This is a genomic window from Marinobacterium sp. YM272 (assembly GCF_050908845.1).
Taxonomy (GTDB): Bacteria; Pseudomonadota; Gammaproteobacteria; order Pseudomonadales; family Balneatricaceae; genus Marinobacterium_D.
On record NZ_CP194171.1, the window covers coordinates 1,371,188 to 1,387,926 of the forward strand.

20 protein-coding genes are annotated in these 16,739 nt (G+C 59.7%); 13 read left to right on the forward strand and 7 right to left on the reverse strand.

What is annotated here, in order from left to right:
• Positions 1-171 precede the first annotated feature (171 nt).
• From mlaF to hisD, 9 genes are all read left to right on the forward strand, one after another.
• Positions 172-981 carry a phospholipid ABC transporter ATP-binding protein MlaF gene (gene mlaF, locus ACQUQP_RS06350; protein ID WP_432697960.1) on the forward strand — a complete coding sequence of 270 codons (810 nt, stop codon included), beginning with the start codon at positions 172-174 and terminating at the stop codon, positions 979-981.
• A gap of 3 nt (positions 982-984) precedes the next feature.
• Positions 985-1,767 carry a lipid asymmetry maintenance ABC transporter permease subunit MlaE gene (gene mlaE / locus ACQUQP_RS06355; protein WP_432697961.1) on the forward strand — a complete coding sequence of 261 codons (783 nt, stop codon included), beginning with the start codon at positions 985-987 and terminating at the stop codon, positions 1,765-1,767.
• A 2-nt stretch (positions 1,768-1,769) separates the two neighbouring features.
• A complete protein-coding gene (gene mlaD / locus ACQUQP_RS06360) occupies positions 1,770-2,228 on the forward strand; it encodes an outer membrane lipid asymmetry maintenance protein MlaD (protein ID WP_432697962.1) in 459 nt (152 codons plus the stop codon).
• Entirely contained in the window at positions 2,228-2,893 is a 666-nt protein-coding gene (locus tag ACQUQP_RS06365; protein ID WP_432697963.1) for an MlaC/ttg2D family ABC transporter substrate-binding protein, read from the forward strand. Before mlaD ends, ACQUQP_RS06365 begins: the two co-directional genes overlap by 1 nt.
• Positions 2,880-3,170 (forward strand): STAS domain-containing protein, encoded by a 291-nt coding sequence (locus ACQUQP_RS06370; protein ID WP_432697964.1) that lies wholly within the window; start codon positions 2,880-2,882, stop codon positions 3,168-3,170. The genes ACQUQP_RS06365 and ACQUQP_RS06370 overlap by 14 nt, the downstream gene beginning before the upstream one ends.
• 121 nt (positions 3,171-3,291) lie before the next feature.
• Positions 3,292-3,531, forward strand: a complete 240-nt coding sequence (locus tag ACQUQP_RS06375) for a BolA family protein (protein WP_432697965.1) — start codon at positions 3,292-3,294, stop codon at positions 3,529-3,531.
• Between the two features lie 24 nt (positions 3,532-3,555).
• On the forward strand, positions 3,556-4,818 hold the full coding sequence (gene murA, locus ACQUQP_RS06380; protein ID WP_432697966.1) for a UDP-N-acetylglucosamine 1-carboxyvinyltransferase: 1,263 nt from the start codon (positions 3,556-3,558) through the stop codon (positions 4,816-4,818).
• A 16-nt stretch (positions 4,819-4,834) separates the two neighbouring features.
• Positions 4,835-5,488 carry an ATP phosphoribosyltransferase gene (gene hisG, locus ACQUQP_RS06385; RefSeq protein WP_432697967.1) on the forward strand — a complete coding sequence of 218 codons (654 nt, stop codon included), beginning with the start codon at positions 4,835-4,837 and terminating at the stop codon, positions 5,486-5,488.
• Positions 5,485-6,792 carry a histidinol dehydrogenase gene (hisD, locus tag ACQUQP_RS06390; protein WP_432697968.1) on the forward strand — a complete coding sequence of 436 codons (1,308 nt, stop codon included), beginning with the start codon at positions 5,485-5,487 and terminating at the stop codon, positions 6,790-6,792. The genes hisG and hisD overlap by 4 nt, the downstream gene beginning before the upstream one ends.
• Before the next feature lie 76 nt (positions 6,793-6,868).
• Here hisD and ACQUQP_RS06395 read toward each other — a convergent pair whose 3' ends face one another.
• Positions 6,869-8,014: a S1C family serine protease gene (locus tag ACQUQP_RS06395; protein ID WP_432697969.1), complete on the reverse strand. Its 1,146-nt coding sequence runs from the start codon at positions 8,012-8,014 to the stop codon at positions 6,869-6,871.
• Positions 8,015-8,138: 124 nt separating this feature from the next.
• On the opposite strand from ACQUQP_RS06395, the gene ACQUQP_RS06400 reads away from it, so the two are divergent.
• Positions 8,139-8,912, forward strand: coding sequence for a Nif3-like dinuclear metal center hexameric protein (locus ACQUQP_RS06400; RefSeq protein WP_432697970.1), 774 nt, complete (start codon positions 8,139-8,141; stop codon positions 8,910-8,912).
• Positions 8,913-8,941: 29 nt separating this feature from the next.
• On the opposite strand, the gene ACQUQP_RS06405 is transcribed toward ACQUQP_RS06400, so the two are convergent.
• A complete protein-coding gene (locus ACQUQP_RS06405) occupies positions 8,942-9,484 on the reverse strand; it encodes a YhcB family protein (protein ID WP_432697971.1) in 543 nt (180 codons plus the stop codon).
• Positions 9,485-9,545: 61 nt separating this feature from the next.
• A complete protein-coding gene (locus tag ACQUQP_RS06410) occupies positions 9,546-10,280 on the reverse strand; it encodes a FadR/GntR family transcriptional regulator (RefSeq protein ID WP_432697972.1) in 735 nt (244 codons plus the stop codon).
• 186 nt (positions 10,281-10,466) lie between these two features.
• Between ACQUQP_RS06410 and ACQUQP_RS06415 the strand changes: the two genes are divergently transcribed.
• The 3 genes from ACQUQP_RS06415 (at position 10,467) to ACQUQP_RS06425 (ending at position 14,017) form a co-directional block, all read left to right on the forward strand.
• Positions 10,467-11,471, forward strand: coding sequence for an MDR family oxidoreductase (locus ACQUQP_RS06415; RefSeq protein WP_432697973.1), 1,005 nt, complete (start codon positions 10,467-10,469; stop codon positions 11,469-11,471).
• A 56-nt stretch (positions 11,472-11,527) separates the two neighbouring features.
• Positions 11,528-12,385: a cobalamin-binding protein gene (locus ACQUQP_RS06420; protein ID WP_432697974.1), complete on the forward strand. Its 858-nt coding sequence runs from the start codon at positions 11,528-11,530 to the stop codon at positions 12,383-12,385.
• A gap of 99 nt (positions 12,386-12,484) precedes the next feature.
• On the forward strand, positions 12,485-14,017 hold the full coding sequence (locus ACQUQP_RS06425; RefSeq protein ID WP_432697975.1) for an HDOD domain-containing protein: 1,533 nt from the start codon (positions 12,485-12,487) through the stop codon (positions 14,015-14,017).
• 37 nt (positions 14,018-14,054) lie between these two features.
• Here the strand turns inward: ACQUQP_RS06425 and ACQUQP_RS06430 are convergent, their stop codons facing one another.
• The 4 genes from ACQUQP_RS06430 to ACQUQP_RS06445 form a co-directional block, all read right to left on the reverse strand.
• Positions 14,055-14,360, reverse strand: a complete 306-nt coding sequence (locus ACQUQP_RS06430; RefSeq protein ID WP_432697976.1) for a hypothetical protein — start codon at positions 14,358-14,360, stop codon at positions 14,055-14,057.
• Positions 14,350-14,946, reverse strand: coding sequence for a cob(I)yrinic acid a,c-diamide adenosyltransferase (locus tag ACQUQP_RS06435; protein WP_432697977.1), 597 nt, complete (start codon positions 14,944-14,946; stop codon positions 14,350-14,352). Before ACQUQP_RS06435 ends, ACQUQP_RS06430 begins: the two co-directional genes overlap by 11 nt.
• 61 nt (positions 14,947-15,007) lie before the next feature.
• Entirely contained in the window at positions 15,008-15,766 is a 759-nt protein-coding gene (ppk2, locus tag ACQUQP_RS06440) for a polyphosphate kinase 2 (protein WP_432697978.1), read from the reverse strand.
• A gap of 13 nt (positions 15,767-15,779) precedes the next feature.
• A complete protein-coding gene (locus ACQUQP_RS06445) occupies positions 15,780-16,688 on the reverse strand; it encodes a ketopantoate reductase family protein (RefSeq protein ID WP_432697979.1) in 909 nt (302 codons plus the stop codon).
• Between the last annotated feature and the right edge of the window lie 51 nt (positions 16,689-16,739).

The following is a 16,739-nucleotide window of genomic DNA, read 5'->3' on the forward strand; positions in this document are numbered from 1 at the left end:
GAGGGCAAGAGTTTACAACAGTGGGAGTCCCGGGCACACCCGGCTATCCGGGGAGGGGATAAAGTTTCGTTTTCAGGGGCAGAGTGATATATTTTTGCGCTTTGATTCATTCTGCATTGTCCTCGCAACGTGCCAGAAGGAACTGAATACGGGACATTCTAAGGCAGGTATATGGACCCTCTCAGCGACAATATTATCGATATCCGCGGTTTGAGCTTCAGCCGCGGTTCACGCACTATTTTCGATAATATCGATATCCAGGTTCCACGCGGTAAAGTGACCGCGATCATGGGGCCCTCGGGAACCGGTAAAACCACGCTGTTAAAGCTGATCGGCGGGCAGCTTAAGCCCGATGCCGGGCAGATTCTTCTTGAGGGCGATAACATCCCGACCCTCGGTCGCAGTGACCTGTTCGCTGCCCGTGAGCGCATGGGCATGCTGTTCCAGAGTGGTGCCCTGTTCACCGATATGAGCGTGTTCGAGAACGTGGCTTTTCCGATCCGGGTACATACCGATCTGTCCGCCGACATGATTCGTGATGTGGTACTGATGAAGCTTCAGGCGGTGGGCCTGCGTGGTGCCGCCGATCTGATGCCGAGCGAGTTGTCAGGTGGTATGGCGCGCCGTGTAGCCTTGGCCCGCGCCATCGCGCTGGATCCGGATATCGTTATGTACGATGAGCCGTTCACCGGTCAGGACCCGATCGCCATGGGTGTGCTGGTCAACCTGATCCGTCGCCTTAACCAGGCTCTTGGCCATACCAGCATCGTGGTATCCCACGATATCAAGGAAACGCTGAGTATTGCCGATTACGTGTATATCGTCGCTGATGGTCGGGTGATCGCCCAGGGTTCCCCCGAAGAGCTGGCGGCAGTGGAATCTGATCAGGTGCGCCAGTTCATGCAGGGGCTGCCGGACGGTCCGGTTCCCTTCCATTACCCGGCACCGGATTATCTGCAGCAACTCTTACGGGAAAATTGATAGATGCTGGATTGGATTCAGTCACTGGGCCATCGCGGCCTGTCGCGACTGGCCGCGTTCGGGCGTGCGGGGCAGCTGCTGATGCAGTCGCTTATCGCCCGACCGGAGCCGGTCACCATGTTTCCGCTGTTGATCAAGCAGCTCTACTTTGTTGGCGTGCTCTCGCTGATCATTATCGTCGTCTCCGGCGGTTTTATCGGCATGGTGCTTGGCCTGCAGGGATACACCATTCTTGTCGACTACGGTTCCGAGCAGGCGGTGGGGCAGATGGTTGCCCTGAGCCTGGTGCGTGAACTCGCGCCGGTGGTGACGGCACTGCTGTTCGCCGGGCGCGCCGGATCCGCCCTGACTGCCGAAATCGGCCTGATGAAGGCAACCGAGCAGCTGGCCAGTTTCGAGATGATCGGTGTCGATCCGATGCGTCGCATCATCGCGCCGCGCCTTTGGGCAGGCTTCATCTCCATGCCGATCCTGACGATTATCTTTTCGGTGGTTGGTGTCTGGGGTGGCGCGCTGGTCGCGGTGGAATGGCTCGGCATCTTTGAAGGCTCCTTCTGGGCCAATATGCAGCAGGCCGTCGATTTTCGTGCGGATGTACTCAACGGCATTATCAAGGCGCTGGTCTTCGGTTTCGTGGTGACCTGGATCGCCGTGTTTGAGGGATATGACTGCATACCTACTTCTGAAGGGATCAGCCAGGCCACAACCAGGACCGTCGTGTTTTCGTCCCTGGCTGTACTGGGGCTTGATTTCTTACTGACCGCATTAATGTTTGGAGAGCTGTAACAATGCGCATGCGTACAATGGAGATCAGCGTGGGCTTCCTTATGCTGGCCGGTTTTTTTGCCTTGGTGGTTCTGGCATTGAACATCAGTGGCCTGAATCTGTCTCAGCAGGGAGGTGGCTACACCGTGCTCGCCCGCTTCGATAATATCGGTGGCTTGACCCCCCGTGCCAAGGTGGCGATGTCCGGCGTTCAGATCGGGGAGGTGACGGCAATTCGTTTAGACCCCCAGATGCTGATGGCCGAGGTGGAGATGAAAATTAACGATGACGTGGACTTTCTGAGCACGGATAGCTCGGCACAGATCCTGACCTCAGGTCTGCTCGGTGAGCAGTACATCGGCATTACCCCGGGTGCTGAGGATGACACGTTGAAAGATGGTGACCGGATTTCCGATACCCAGTCGGCCCTGGTGCTTGAGGATCTTATCGGCAAGTTCCTGTTTAATGAGGTAAGTAACTGATGAATATGGTCAATCGTGCAAAAGGCGCCCTGGTGGCTTTGGCGATGCTGGTCATTGCCGGCGTTGCGCAGGCAAATACGCAGCCGAGCTGGCAAGAAGCCAGCAACGTAATGGATGGCACTACCCGGGATATGCTGGCGGTGGTTGAGGATGAAACCCTCAAGGCGCCGGAAAATCTCGACCGCATGATGCTGGAAGTTGAAAAGGTGATCTCGCCGGTGGTCGACTTCCCCTACATCGCCAAGCGGGTGATGGGTAAGTACTACCGCCGCGCTTCTGAAGAAGAGCTGGCTCGGTTTTCCGCGGTGTTCAAGAACACCCTGCTGAAAACCTTTGCCAAGGCGATCGTCGGCTTCGAATTTACCGGCTACGAAATCCTGCCTCAGCGCGGTGAAAGTCCCGATCCGGACAAGCAGGTAATCAACGTAAAGGTCAGCTCCGGCAACGGTAACACCTATACCCTGGATTACTACATGCTGAAGCAGAATGGCCAATGGACACTGGTGAACGTGCTGGTTGATGGCGTCAACCTGCGTCTGACGTTCAAGAACCAGTTTGCCGATATCTACCAGCGTGAGAACAGCGTGACCGGCGTTATCGACAGCTGGGAAAGCCAGGTATCCTCCGAGCTGAACGATGGAGCGCGTGGTAGTGACGAAGGTTGAGCAGCGCGATAGCAACGTGATCGCGGTGAGTGGCGACCTGCTGTTCTCCAGCGTCATGACCGTGCGCGGCGAGCTTGAGTCTCTGCTGGCGGCGGGCCAGGGCGATCGGGTGCTCGACCTTGCCGGCGTATCCCGGGCTGACAGTTCGGCGCTGGCGCTCTGGTTCGCCTGTCGCCGCTACGCGAAGAGCCTTGGCTTCGATCTGAGTCTGCGTAACATTCCACAGGGTATGGCATCGGTCGCTGACCTGGTCGGCCTCGATCATAGCCTGGGTTAACTCCTGTCTTAATACAGCGGCAGGCGAGGTCGGGTCGCGAGGTGGTCCGATCATCGCCTAACCTGTATCATTCACCCCCTGTCCTGAAACGAATCTAAAACTCTGCATTTCGGAGTTCTGCATGCAAGCTGAAGAAGTTAAACAGATCATCGAGCAACAGCTCGATGGATGCACCGTTCATACCGCCGGCGAAGGTTGCGACTTTCAGGTGACGGCGGTTGGCGAGTGTTTTGCCGGACTCTCGCCGGTCAAGAAACAGCAGCTGGTATACGCCTGCCTGACTGAACAGATCGCCAGCGGCGCAATTCACGCCGTATCGATAAAGACCTTTACCCCCGAACAGTGGGCCGCCAAGCAGTAAGCGCTCGGCATACAGGAACACCTGATGGATAAACTGATAATAGAGGGTGGCGTTCCCCTGCGCGGGGAAGTGCGGATTTCCGGTGCCAAGAACTCAGCTCTGCCTATTCTTGCCTCCACGCTGCTCGCCAGCGAGCCGGTGACGATCTGCAACCTGCCCCACCTGCACGACATCACGACCATGCTGGAGCTGATCCGCCGCATGGGCGTCGAGCTGATGCTGGACGAAAATCTGAGCGTACAGATCGATCCGAGGCCGATTAACGATTTCTGTGCGCCCTATGATCTCGTAAAAACGATGCGTGCATCTATCCTGGTGCTCGGGCCGCTGCTGGCACGTTACGGCAGTGCGGATATCTCCCTGCCGGGCGGGTGTGCCATCGGCAGCCGGCCGGTCGACCTGCATATCCGCGGTCTTGAGGCGATGGGTGCCGACATCAAGGTGGAAAACGGCTATATCCGTGCGCGCATGGATGGCCGCCTGAAGGGTGCCCGCGTGTTTTTCGACACCGTGACCGTGACCGGCACCGAAAATATTCTGATGGCGGCGACCCTGGCGGACGGCGAAACCCTTATCGAAAATGCCGCCCGCGAGCCGGAAGTGGTTGATCTGGCCGAGTGCCTGATTGCCATGGGGGCCGATATATCTGGTGCCGGCACCGACACCATCAGAGTGCGCGGCGTTGAGAAACTGCATGGCTGCAGTTTCCCGGTCATGGCGGACCGTATCGAGACCGGAACCTACCTGGTGGCCGCGGCGATCACCGGCGGCAAGGTAACCTGCCTGAATACGCGTCCGGATACCTTTGACGCGGTGTTGCAGAAGCTTGAGGAAACCGGTGCCCGGATCGAAACCGGGGACACCTGGGTGAGTCTCGATATGGAAGGGCGTCGACCCAAGGCGATCAGCCTGACCACGGCACCGTATCCGGCGTTCCCGACCGATATGCAGGCTCAGTTCGCCGCGCTGAATACGGTTGCCGAGGGTGTCGGCCGCATCAAGGAAACGATTTTTGAAAACCGCTTCATGCACATGCAGGAGATGATCCGCATGGGGGCCGATATCACCATCGACGGTAACACCGCCATTATCGAGGGTGTGGATAAGTTGCAGGGAGCGCCGGTGATGGCGACCGACCTGCGCGCATCTGCCAGCCTGGTGATCGCGGCGCTGGTGGCCGAGGGTGAAACCCTGATCGACCGGATCTACCACATCGATCGTGGTTACGAATGTATTGAAGAAAAATTCCAGTTGCTTGGTGCGCGAATCCGTCGCGTACCGGGATGATTGAGCGAAGAGGCAAATGAAAGAACAGCTGACCATCGCCCTGTCGAAGGGGCGCATCCTGAAGGAAACGCTGCCGTTGCTTGCGGCGGCTGACATCGTTCCGGCTGAGGATATCTTCTCCAGCCGCAAGCTGATCTTCGATACCAACCATCCCCATATCAAGCTGGTGGTGATCCGTGCCACCGACGTACCGACCTATGTGGAATATGGCGGCGCCGATATGGGGGTGGCTGGCAAGGATGTGCTGATGGAGCATGGCGGCGAGGGGCTCTATGAGCCTCTGGATCTTGAAATCGCCTGCTGCAGGCTGATGGTTGCCGGTATGAAAGATGCCCAGCCGGTGCAGGGACGAATGAAGGTTGCGACCAAGTTCGTCAATGTCACCCGGGAATATTTCGCCCGTCAGGGCGCTCAGGTCGACATCATCAAACTCTACGGGGCGATGGAGCTGGCGCCGATCATGGGCCTGGCCGATCGCATCGTCGATATCGTCGATACCGGCAACACCCTGCGCGCCAATGGCCTGGAGCCGATGGAGCATATCGCTGATATCAGCTCCCGTTTTGTGGTTGGTCAGCCATCCATGAAAATGAAGCACCGCCAGATCCAGCCGTTGCTGGACAAGCTGGCTGGCGCTATCGAGGCCAAGCGTGAGGAGAAAAGCGCATGAGTAACATAGAGATCACCTGCCTTGACAGTCAGCAGGCCGGCTTCGAAGCCCGTCTGGACAAGATGCTGGCCTGGGAAAGCGTCTCAGATGCCGGTGTAAACCAGACCGTTAACGAGATTATTGGTCGTATCCGGGCCGAGGGTGATGCCGCACTGGTGGAGTACACCAACCGCTTCGATCGCATGAGCGTTGCATCCATGGCCGAGCTGGAAATGGGCCAGGAGCGTCTGCAGCAGGCGCTGGAGGGTCTGCCGGCAGAGCAGCGTCTGGCGCTGGAAAAAGCGGCAGAGCGCGTTCGTGCCTACCACGAGAAACAGCTCGCCGGCTCCTGGCAGTACACCGAAGCCGACGGCACCATGCTGGGCCAGCAGGTGACACCGATGGACCGTGTCGGTCTGTATGTGCCCGGTGGCAAGGCGGCTTACCCCTCATCCGTTCTGATGAACGCGCTGCCGGCCCACGTGGCCGGTGTTGAAGAGATTATCATGGTCGTGCCGACGCCGGACGGCGTGGTCAACGAGCTGGTACTGGCCGCCGCTGCCGTTGCCGGTGTCAGCCGCGTATTTACCGTCGGTGGCGCCCAGGCCGTGGCGGCGCTGGCCTACGGTACCGAGACTGTGCCCCGAGTCGACAAGATCGTCGGTCCCGGCAACATCTTTGTTGCCACCGCCAAACGTGCCGTGTTCGGTGCTGTCGGTATCGATATGATCGCCGGCCCGTCCGAGATTCTGGTGATCTGCGATGGCGATACCGACCCGGACTGGGTGGCGATGGACCTGTTCAGCCAGGCTGAACATGACGAAGATGCCCAGTCGATTCTGGTCAGCCCCGATGCCGAGTTCATCGAGCAGGTCAAAGCCAGTATCGAGAAACTGCTGCCTACCATGGAGCGTGAGGAGATCATCCGGCAGTCGCTGGGTAATCGTGCGATCCTGATCAAGGCGCAGGATCTCTCCGACGCCGCCCGTATCAACAACCGTGTAGCGCCGGAGCACCTGGAACTCTCCGTGGCCGACCCGGAAGCGCTGCTCAAGGAGATCCGCCACGCCGGCGCGATTTTCATGGGGCGTTACACGGCGGAAGCCCTGGGTGATTACTGCGCCGGCCCGAACCACGTACTGCCGACCTCCGGCACTGCGCGCTTCTCTTCGCCACTGGGGGTGTATGACTTCCAGAAGCGTTCGTCGCTGATCATGTTCTCCGACGAGGGTGCTTCCGAAATGGGCAAGGTCGCTTCGGTGCTGGCGCGTGGCGAAGGTCTGACTGCTCACGCACGTTCAGCGGAATACCGCATAAAGTCCTGATGTTTAGGCGTTCGGCAGCCAGAAAAAAGCACGCCAGAGAGCGTGCTTTTTGTTATCTGTCTGTAAGTGCCCAGGATCAATTGACATCAGCAGGGCGTTCTACGGTGGTGATCACCACGTCCATCTGTTGGCCATCCCGGTAGATGGTGAAACGCGCTTTCTCGCCGGGCTTCAGTCGGGCGATGGCGTTCATGGTGCTGTGACCGGCATCGGTGATCGGCTTTTCATCGAAGGCGAGCAGAATGTCGCCGGGCTGAAGGCCCGCTTCATGGGCCGGACTGTCGCGGTAGATACCAGCAATAATCAGCCCGTGCTGGTTCGGGTCCAATCCGAAAGACTCCGCCAGGCGCGGGTTCAACGCCTGGGCCTCAACGCCCACCCAGCCACGGACCACGCGTCCCTGTTCAATCAGGTCCTGGAGTACCTGGGTGACCAGATCGGTGGGGATCGCAAAGCCGATACCTTCCGAGCCACCGGACTTGCTGAAAATCGCAGTATTGATCCCGACCAGGTTACCGGCGGGGTCGATCAGCGCGCCACCGGAGTTGCCGGGGTTGATGGCAGCGTCGGTCTGGATGAAATCTTCATAGGTGTTCAAGCCGAGGCTGTTGCGATCTGTGGCGCTGATGATGCCCTGGGTCACGGCCTGGCCCACGCCAAAGGGGTTGCCAATCGCCAGAACCACATCGCCGACACGAATATTGCTGCTGGGGGCAAGGGTAATGTTGGGCAGGTCGGGCAGGTTGATTTTCAACACCGCGATGTCGGTGGGGGGATCGGTACCGACGATCTTGGCGACCGCCTCACGGCCGTCACGCAGTGCCACGATGATAGAATCGGCGCCGGCGATCACGTGATTGTTGGTCACCACGTAGCCCTGGGCGTTGATGATGACGCCTGAACCCAGGCTGGCGTGGATCTGCTCTTGTGCCGGTGGCTCGTCAGCGTTGAAATAGTGGCGGTAGATGGAGTTATCATCCTGGGGTTTTTCGCCGTCAGTGACCCGGGTTCGGGTGTAGATATTGACGACGGCGGGGGCCGCCTGGTCCACTGCATCAGCATAGCTGAACGGGCCGCTCAGGCTCGCCGGATTGCCATCGGCCTGACGAATCTCCACTTTGGGGCCGCCGCTGCCGAGCAGTTCCGGCTTGAGCTGAAGAATCAGAATGGCCGCCAGTATGCCGGTCAGAATCGGCCAGCCGAGAAATGAGAGTATGCGCATAAAGTAAAATCAAAAAAGAGTGGAAGCGCGTTATAAAGCCAACAATATAATGCAACGGGGTGCCATGGACGTGTTCACAGCCTCCCGAGATTATACGGATAGTTGCGGATAAATGGGAAACATCATGACTGAAACAAAAGGTGTGGCCAGAGCGCATCTGGTCGAGTACTGCGATCAGGTGTTGCAGACGGATAAGTTCCGGGACTATTGCCCCAACGGGCTGCAGGTTGAGGGGCGTCCTCAGGTTAAACGGATTCTGACCGGTGTCACGGCCTGCCAGGCGCTGCTGGATGAGGCCGTTGCCTGGGAGGCGGACCTGGTACTGGTACACCACGGCTATTTCTGGAAAGGGGAGCCGGGCCCGGTCACCGGTATCAAGCGCAAGCGGCTGAAAACCCTGCTCAGTGCCGATATCAACCTGCTGGCCTATCACCTACCGCTCGATGCGCATCCGGAATATGGCAACAATGCACGGCTGGGACGGTTGCTGGGGATCGAGATTCAGTCGGGGCTTGAGCCTGGCAATCCGCTCAGTGTCGGCAACCTGGGCGTTTTGGACAAACCGCTGACTCTGGACGAGATGGCTGCAAGGATAGAAAAAGTTTTGGGGCGCACGCCGCAGACCATCAGCGGCGGTCAGCGGCCGATTCATCATATCGCCTGGTGTACCGGGTCGGCCGACCGCATGGTAGAGCAGGCACAGGCGCTGGGTGCTGACGCCTTTCTGACCGGGGAGATTTCAGAGCCGGTGGTGCATTTTGCCCGCGAGGCGGGTATCCACTATATCGCTGCCGGGCATCACGCCACCGAGCGTTACGGGGTGCAGGCGCTGGGAGAGCACCTGGCGCGCCATTTCGGGCTGGAACATCGCTTTGTGGATATCGATAACCCGGTCTGACGCGTCAGTGGCAGAAGGGAAGCAGTCGGTTAGTGCTGCTTCTCTTCTTTTCTCGGCTCCTCGTCCTCTGATGGGGTCGAGGGATCGGCCGGTGCCTGCACCTCGTCATCGTTTTCTTCAGCGTTGCGCTTGATGCCGTAGGTGTCGGAGAGCGTGCCTTCCTGGTCCGCCGTTTTCGGTGCGTAGTCGCGCGGCGGCTGAGGCTGCTCCTCGGCATCCTCGTTTTCCACCGCATCGGTCACCGTGGGGATATCCTGGCTGCTGATGCGGGGCTGCAGCGAGGCCTGCAGTGCTTCACCCGGGCGCTGGTCGTTGCAGAGCGTCTGGGCGCCGGCAGCCAGGTGCTGGTGTACTTGACGGTACTGCTCGGTCAACCCGTTAACCAGGTCTGCTGTGGTTTCGAAGTGCTCTGTGACCTGCTCCTTGTAGCGGGCGAGTTCCGCGTGAGCGCCGTCCAGTTCCTTTCTCATGGCCTCCTGGTTACCGCGGCCGGCCCGACCAAGCAGGTATCCGATAACAAGACCGATGGCTACGCCCGCCAGGGCGAGGGTCCAAGCGTTACTTGCTTCCACAACTTCTCCTTACTGATTGTTACCAACTGATTTCTAGAATAAGGCAAAGTCGCAGTCCTGCCTATGCCCGCGAGCGGCGACTTTCGTCGCGGGCCCGACTCATCTGCACCGAGAGTGTCTCAACCTGGCGCGCGATCTGTTCGCGGGCGCCGGCTTCGTCACCGGCGCGGATGGCTTCGATCAGCGCTTCGTGCTGATCGATAATCAGATCCCGTTCCGGGTAACGAAACACAATCATGTTGCTCACCGGCTGCAGTCCCTCGATGACTGCATACATCAGCAGCTTGAGCAGCCCGTTGCCACTGGCATCCACCAGTGCCCGATGAAAACAGACATCGGCCTGACAGAATTGTTCAGGCAGATCGATAAATCGTTTCTGGTCGGCCAGGGCGGTTTCGAGCTGAGCGAGGTGGGTTTCGTCCCGTGAGCGTGCCGCCAGTCCTGCGCACAGCTGTTCCAGTTCAAGCCGGCACTGGATCACTTCCTCCGGTGACAGCGTATCAAGCCCGACCAGGAGGCGTGTGGAGCTGGCCAGGTTTTCGCCCAGTTCCGCAAGGTCAGGGCGATTGATAAAGGTGCCGCCGGTGGGGCCGCGGCGGGACCGGATCAGGTTCTGTGCGGCCAGGCGTTTCAAGGCCTCGCGGATGGTGGGGCGGGAAACCCCGAAGCGTTTGGCCAGCTCATCTTCGGTGGGCAGGCGCTCATCGGCGCCGAGGGTGCCTTCGGTAATGGCCTGGCGTATCTGATCGGCGATCTGGCGTGGCAGATTCTGCTGGCTGACGGGGCTGAATTCCAAAATAGATTCCTGAGGGTTTGGGGCAGATTCTCTGAGCGATTATTTCACAAAGATCTTCTATTGTTAATTTGTTTGACAAATAGGTGGGAGGTGTTGGATTCTTATTTGTAAATAAGTAAGACAAATAGGGCGCGACTGAAGTCGCTGCTATAGTTTATCCCCTAGGTGGTTATGCCAAGCCACACAATGCAAAGCACTGGAGGTTCCATGTTCAAGGCGCTGGTACTCGATCAAGTTGACGGCAAGACCCGCTCAGAGATTCGCCAACTGGAGGAAACCGATCTGCCGGAGGGAGAGGTACTGGTCGATGTGGCCTACTCCTCGTTGAACTACAAAGATGGTCTGGCGGTAACCGGCAAGGGCAAAATCATCTCGGCATTCCCGGCGATACCGGGCATCGACTTTGTCGGTAAAGTGGCCAGCTCCGCAGATGCACGTTTCTCCGCCGGGGATGAGGTGATTCTGACCGGTTGGGGCGTGGGGGAGCGCCACTGGGGCGGTATGGCGGAAAAGGCCCGGGTAAAGGCTGACTGGCTGGTACCCCTGCCGAGCGGCATGTCCGCGCGGACGTCGATGCTGATCGGTACCGCCGGGCTGACGGCGATGCTCTGTGTGCTGGGGCTGGAGAAGGGGGGCGTGACCCCGGATCAGGGGCCGGTTCTGGTGACCGGTGCCTCTGGTGGTGTCGGCAGTGTCGCGGTGGCCCTGCTGGCCAAACGTGGCTTCGAGGTGGTTGCTGCGACCGGTCGCACCTCGGAAGAGGCCTATCTGCGCAAACTCGGAGCTTCTGAGATCCGCTCCCGCGATGAGATGGCCGCAACCCCGCGTCCGCTGGAAAAGCAGCGCTGGGCCGGGGTCGTCGATACGGTCGGCGGTACGGTGCTGGCGCGGGCGATCGCGGAAACGCTCTACAGTGGCACGGTGACCGCCTGCGGCCTGGCTGGAAGTCACGATCTGCCGGTGACCGTGATGCCGTTTATCCTGCGTAACGTGCGTCTGCAGGGGGTGGATTCCGTGAGCTGTCCGGTGCCGGTGCGCACAGAGGCCTGGCAGCGTCTGCAGAGTGATCTGGATGTGGAACTGCTGGGCGATCTGGGGCAGGAGATCGAGCTTGAGCAGGTACCGGATTACGCCGAGCGTATTCTGCGGGGCGAGGTCCGAGGACGCACCCTGATCAAGCTGAGCAGCTGATACGCTGGCCGCCGGCTCTGGGCGCGTTATACTGCGCCTTTTGCCGGGAGAGTGGTTTGCGTTTTCTGATACTGCTGTTGTTATGGCTGCCCGCCGCCTGCCTGCACGCCCGCGAGCTGGTCGATGCCCGGGGGCAGCCTCTGCTGCTTGAAAAGCCGGCGCAGCGGATCGTTGTGCTGGCCCCCAATCTTGCCGAAGACCTGGACGCCATCGGTGCGCTTGACCGCGTTGTAGGCCGTGTGGCGCATACCGATTATCCTGCTCAGGTCGCCAAACTACCGCTGGTCGGTGATTATCAGCAGTTCAATGTCGAGGCGATTCTCAGTCTTAACCCGGATCTGGTCCTCGCCTGGCAGGAGGGCAACCCGGAAGCACAACTGCGAAAGCTTGAAGCGATGGGGCTAGAGGTGTTTCGCCTGTCATCGCAACATATCCGGGATATACCGGATAACCTGATCCAGCTGGGTCGCCTGACCGGGCAGGAGGCACAGGCCGAACAGGCCGCCGCAGCCTTTCACCGGCGCCTGGCCGAGCTTGAGCCCGCGGAGGGGCCACGCCCGCGCCTGTTTTATCTCCTCTGGGACGATCCGCTGCTCAGCGTCAGCAACTCTACCCTGATCGGTGAAGCGATCGCTTTCTGTGGTGCAGACAACCTCTTTGCCGAACGTCCCGAAGCGATACCCCAGTTGAATATGGAGGCGGTCATCGCGGCACAGCCCGATCTCATCGTCAGCACCAACGAAGTCGGCGATAACTGGCGCGAGCGTTGGCTCTCCTGGAAACAGATCCCCGCGGTTGCCAGGCAGCAACTGGTCAGCCTGGAGGCGGATTATCTGCACCGGGCCACGCCGCGGTTTCTGTCGGGGCTGGACGAACTCTGCAAGGCCGTCAGTGCAGCGCGGGCACAAATGTAGTTGCTTTGCTTGATGCAAGTTGCTGCTTGGCGGCCGGCTTTCCGTATAATGCTCAGGCTAGCAACGGAATGACAAGTACTCTCCCAGGTGTCGCAGTCGGTGAAATATCAGGAAACTTTGAATGCGGTTTATGCCCAGCTGGATAGTCTCGGCGATCTGCCGATCTTCAGCGCAACGGTAAACCGAATCCAGCAGATCAGCTCGTCGCGCGAAAGTGATGCGATGGTGCTGGCGATGGCGGTGATGAAAGACGCCAACTTGTCAGCCAAGCTGCTTAAGATCGCCAATACGCCGCATTACAACCGGGGGCATGGCAACATCAGCGTTGTCTCCAGGGCGGTGGTGCTGATCGGTTTCGAGCGCATCCAGAACCTGTCGATGACGCTGAAGCTGATTGAAACCTTCAGTGAAGACCAGCCGGAAACCGGCATCGACAAACTGCTTATCAGTGCTTTTCTGAATGCCGCCATAGCGCGCGAAGTCGCCATCCGCTGCGGTGCCATGGATGCCGAGCAGAGTTACATCTGTGGCCTGCTTTACCGCCTGGGCGAGATCATCGTGGCCTATACCCTGCCTGAGCGCTATCGCCAGATGCAGGCTGAGCGCGCCCTGGGCAACCATAGCTGGAGCCGCATTCAGTTGCAGGAACTGGGTGGTCATTTCAGTGATATCGGCCAGGACCTGACCCAGGGCTGGGGCTTCCCCAAGACGGTGGTCGAGGCGATGGACCCGATGACCGCCGAGCATCTGCGGCCGTCGCACAAGCTTAATCACCTGCTGGCGGCGGGCAGTCACGATCTGCTGGAAATGATCTATTACCGTGACACCGGTCGTGAACTCGATTACACCCAGCGGATCAAGCAGATAGCGGGCAACACCGGGCTCACCCAGGATGAACTGGAAGCCGCGATCAGTGATGCTTTTCGCCAGGTATGCGATCTCAGCGTCGATTACGGGCTCAACCCGGGCGCCCTGAAGCCGCCGTTCAAGGGCAGCGGCAACAGCGATCTTGATGAGTTGTCGCGCAAACTGGCGTTTTATATCAGCTCCCGTGTCGAGTCGGCAGGGGTGTCGGAGAACGTGGAGAAAAACGAGTCAACGCGGGTGAATCAAAGCCAGCTGCAGCTCGATTACCTGGCGAAAATGAACCACCTGCTTAGTACCGGCGCATCGACCACTGCGGTGATTGAGGCCGCTGTCGAAGCGATCGCCCGCTGTGCGGGTCTGCAGCGGGTGGCATTCTGCCTGCTGAGCAAGGATCGCCGCCGGCTCTCCGCCCGGGTGGTGCGCGGCAAGGATGACGACAAGTTGATGGATCAGCTGCAGCTGGACCTGTCCAAGCCGGTGGGGCAGCTGTTTATCCGCCTGACGGAGCGGGGCAGTACGCTGCTGGTCGAAGACTGTGCCGAAAAGGGGTGGGCCGAGCGCTTACCGGCCGAGTTGGCCAGGACTCTTGCGCCCAAAGGCTTTATCGCCGGCCCGCTGCGCATCGATGACCGGCCGGTGGGACTGTTTTACGCCGACAACACGGCGGCGGGTGCACCCCTGGATGAAGAGGCGTTCCGCGTGTTTAACCAGTTTCTGATGCAGGCCCGGCTGGCGCTGGAACTGCGCCAGCGCAGCACCAATTAGGGGATCAGGGGGCAGGGGAGCAAGGGTTCTTCCTGGCTCAAGGATTATCCTTGTCCACCTTTTCCTCATCACTGTTGCCGGTAAATCCCTCGACGAAGGAGCCGGTATCGTCCCAGGCCTCCTTGCCCATCTCCAGCGCTTTCTTGGCACCGGCTTCTGTACTGCAGGCGGCCCGCTCGGCCATGCAGCGTGATTCGCAGCCGAGCCGTGCGGCATTGTCATTGAAGTGGTTGATGCTGCAGCGGGCTTCGCAGAGCGTCTGGTCAAACGCGCAGTCCGCCTGGGCCGTAACGGGCGCCAGGAGGCCGAGTGACAGGGCGGTGAGCAGGTATTTAAACATCATCGCTATCGGTCTCTTGATTGTCTGTCTTCCGGGCCTGTCTGGGACGCCAGAGCACCTCATTACCGTCATTGCGTCGCGCCAGAATGCGGGCGTAGACGAACAGTAGATCGGACAGGCGGTTCAGATAAGCGACGGACAAAGGATTGACTGTATCCTTGCCGGCAAGTTCCACCATACGGCGTTCCGCACGTCGGCATACACTGCGCGCCAGATGCGCCTGGGCCGCGGCCCGGTTGCCGCCGGGCAGAATGAACTCTTTCAGCGGCGGCAGGGTTTCATTCAGATGATCCACCTTCTCCTCAAGCGTTTCGAGGCACGCGGCATCGATGGCGGTGTACTGGGCGTCGGCCACCGCCAGCTCACCGCCGAGATCGAACAGGTCGTTTTGAATCTGCATCAGGTCCGGCTGCAGTGAGTCGCCGGCCGAGAGCTCTGCAGCCAGCAGCCCCAGCAGCGAGTTGAGTTCGTCTACGTCGCCCAGCGCTTCGATACGCGGGTGCGTTTTGGCAACACGGTTGCCGTTGGCCAGTCCGGTGGTGCCCTTGTCGCCCGTGCGGGTGTAAAGGCGGGTCAGTCGGTTACCCATGTATACGCTCCAGCGGGTGTTGTTGTGTCATCCTATTCTAGCCCCGGACGCTGGTGTCAGATCACTTCAGCAGGGTGCGCGCCGGCAGAACGATCTCCGGGTCCGGCTGCAGCTGGATATCCGGGTTGCGGTCGGGGTAGGGCAGGCTGGCAAGAATAAAACGCATCGCATTGATGCGGGAACGTTTCTTGTCGTCCGAGTGGATCAGCGTCCAGGGCGCGTCCGGGGTGTCTGTCTGCCGGAACATCGCCTCCTTGGCTTCGGTGTAGTCATGCCACTTGTCCAGCGAGGCCATATCGATGGGCGAGAGTTTCCAGTGCTTCAGCGGATCGGTACGACGGGACTGAAAGCGGTGGAACTGTTCGTCCCGACTCACTTCGAACCAGAGCTTGAACAGGCGAATGCCGCTGCGCACCAGCATCTTCTCCAGCTCAGGCGTTTCACGCATGAACTCCAGGTATTCGGACGGTGTGCAGAAATCCATCACCCGCTCGACGCCGGCACGGTTGTACCAGGAGCGGTCGAACAGCACTATCTCTCCTGCCGCCGGCAGGTGCTTGATGTAGCGCTGATAATACCATTGTCCCTTTTCACGCTCGTTGGGCTTTTCCAGCGCGATAACCCGTGCGCTTCGCGGGTTGAGGTGCTCCATGAAACGTTTGATGGTGCCGCCCTTGCCGGCGGCATCCCGGCCTTCAAACAGAATAAGGACCTTTTCGCCGCTGGTGCGGACCCAGCTCTGCATCTTGAGCAGCTCGATCTGCAGCTCCAGTTTCAGGCTTTCGTACTCGGCACGTTTCATCTTCTTGGTTTTTGACACACGACTTCCTCTTCTATGTGATCGCCTGCTTGTAGGTTACCGCATCTAGCAGTTCCCTGTTCAGTGGTGCCGTTATACCGGCCGCCTCGGCTTCACGGCACAGAAAGCCGGTAATCTGCTCGATCTCGGTAGGCCGGCCTGCGCTGATATCCTCCAGCATGGAGGAGCGGTTTGCTGCCGTATCCCTTGCCACGCGGATTACCTGATCGATCAGCGGAGTCTCAAACAGCGGCTGATGGCAGGCGCTGGCGACGGTTTCGATTTCATGGCACAGCGCCGTCAGTCTCGGCAAGTGCTCGTCGCTGATCAGTTCACCATTGGCACACCCAAGCAGCGCGGTGAGCGGGTTGATCGCGGCGTTGATGGTAAGTTTCTGCCAGAGCGCCTGCTCAATCTCCACGGCGATGGCCGGTGGCCTGAGTGCCTGCCAGCCGTCGGGCAGGGCGCCCCGCTCAGTGGCCAGAGGGTTCAGTGGTCCGATGCGTGTCTCACCCTCGCCGGAGACCAGGATTTCGAACGGGGAGATCCGGCGCGCGCCCGAGGTGGTGATACCGGCCCAGACCGGCTGCCCGGAAAACCGGCGGGCGATCGCCTGCTGGTGGCCACAACCGTTCTGAAGCAGTAGGATTTGCGCTCCGGGCGTCAGCCGGTGTTTGACCGATGCCAGCGCCCTGTCGGTGTCGTAGGCTTTGGTGGTTACCAGCAGATGGCTTATGCTGCCTGCGCCATCGATCAGATCGCCCGACACGGGCAGATCCCGATCACCGGCACTGTCATGGACAGTGATATGGCTGCTCTTTGCCACTAGCTGTTCCAGGCGTTCCGCTGAGCGTAACACCAGGCTGGTCTCTATACCGGCCTCCCGAAGGCGTGCTGCGAACAGGCACCCCAGGGCGCCGGCGCCCAGAATATGCCAGTGCATCGTGATTCTCCCTTGCTGACAAAGCAAAGCGCTATGATAGCGGTGTGGCTT

Excerpts from the sequence above, each read along its gene's own strand:
- ACQUQP_RS06365 (WP_432697963.1), top strand. The coding sequence starts at position 2,228 with ATGAATATGGTCAATCGTGCAAAAGGCGCCCTGGTGGCTTTGGCGATG.
- ACQUQP_RS06395 (WP_432697969.1), bottom strand. The coding sequence starts at position 8,014 with ATGCGCATACTCTCATTTCTCGGCTGGCCGATTCTGACCGGCATACTG.
- ACQUQP_RS06415 (WP_432697973.1), top strand. The coding sequence starts at position 10,467 with ATGCAAAGCACTGGAGGTTCCATGTTCAAGGCGCTGGTACTCGATCAA.
- ACQUQP_RS06445 (WP_432697979.1), bottom strand. The coding sequence starts at position 16,688 with ATGCACTGGCATATTCTGGGCGCCGGCGCCCTGGGGTGCCTGTTCGCA.
- mlaE (WP_432697961.1), top strand. The coding sequence starts at position 985 with ATGCTGGATTGGATTCAGTCACTGGGCCATCGCGGCCTGTCGCGACTG.
- ACQUQP_RS06375 (WP_432697965.1), top strand. The coding sequence starts at position 3,292 with ATGCAAGCTGAAGAAGTTAAACAGATCATCGAGCAACAGCTCGATGGA.
- murA (WP_432697966.1), top strand. The coding sequence starts at position 3,556 with ATGGATAAACTGATAATAGAGGGTGGCGTTCCCCTGCGCGGGGAAGTG.
- hisD (WP_432697968.1), top strand. The coding sequence starts at position 5,485 with ATGAGTAACATAGAGATCACCTGCCTTGACAGTCAGCAGGCCGGCTTC.
- ACQUQP_RS06430 (WP_432697976.1), bottom strand. The coding sequence starts at position 14,360 with ATGATGTTTAAATACCTGCTCACCGCCCTGTCACTCGGCCTCCTGGCG.
- mlaD (WP_432697962.1), top strand. The coding sequence starts at position 1,770 with ATGCGCATGCGTACAATGGAGATCAGCGTGGGCTTCCTTATGCTGGCC.
- mlaF (WP_432697960.1), top strand. The coding sequence starts at position 172 with ATGGACCCTCTCAGCGACAATATTATCGATATCCGCGGTTTGAGCTTC.
- ACQUQP_RS06435 (WP_432697977.1), bottom strand. The coding sequence starts at position 14,946 with ATGGGTAACCGACTGACCCGCCTTTACACCCGCACGGGCGACAAGGGC.
- ACQUQP_RS06400 (WP_432697970.1), top strand. The coding sequence starts at position 8,139 with ATGACTGAAACAAAAGGTGTGGCCAGAGCGCATCTGGTCGAGTACTGC.
- hisG (WP_432697967.1), top strand. The coding sequence starts at position 4,835 with ATGAAAGAACAGCTGACCATCGCCCTGTCGAAGGGGCGCATCCTGAAG.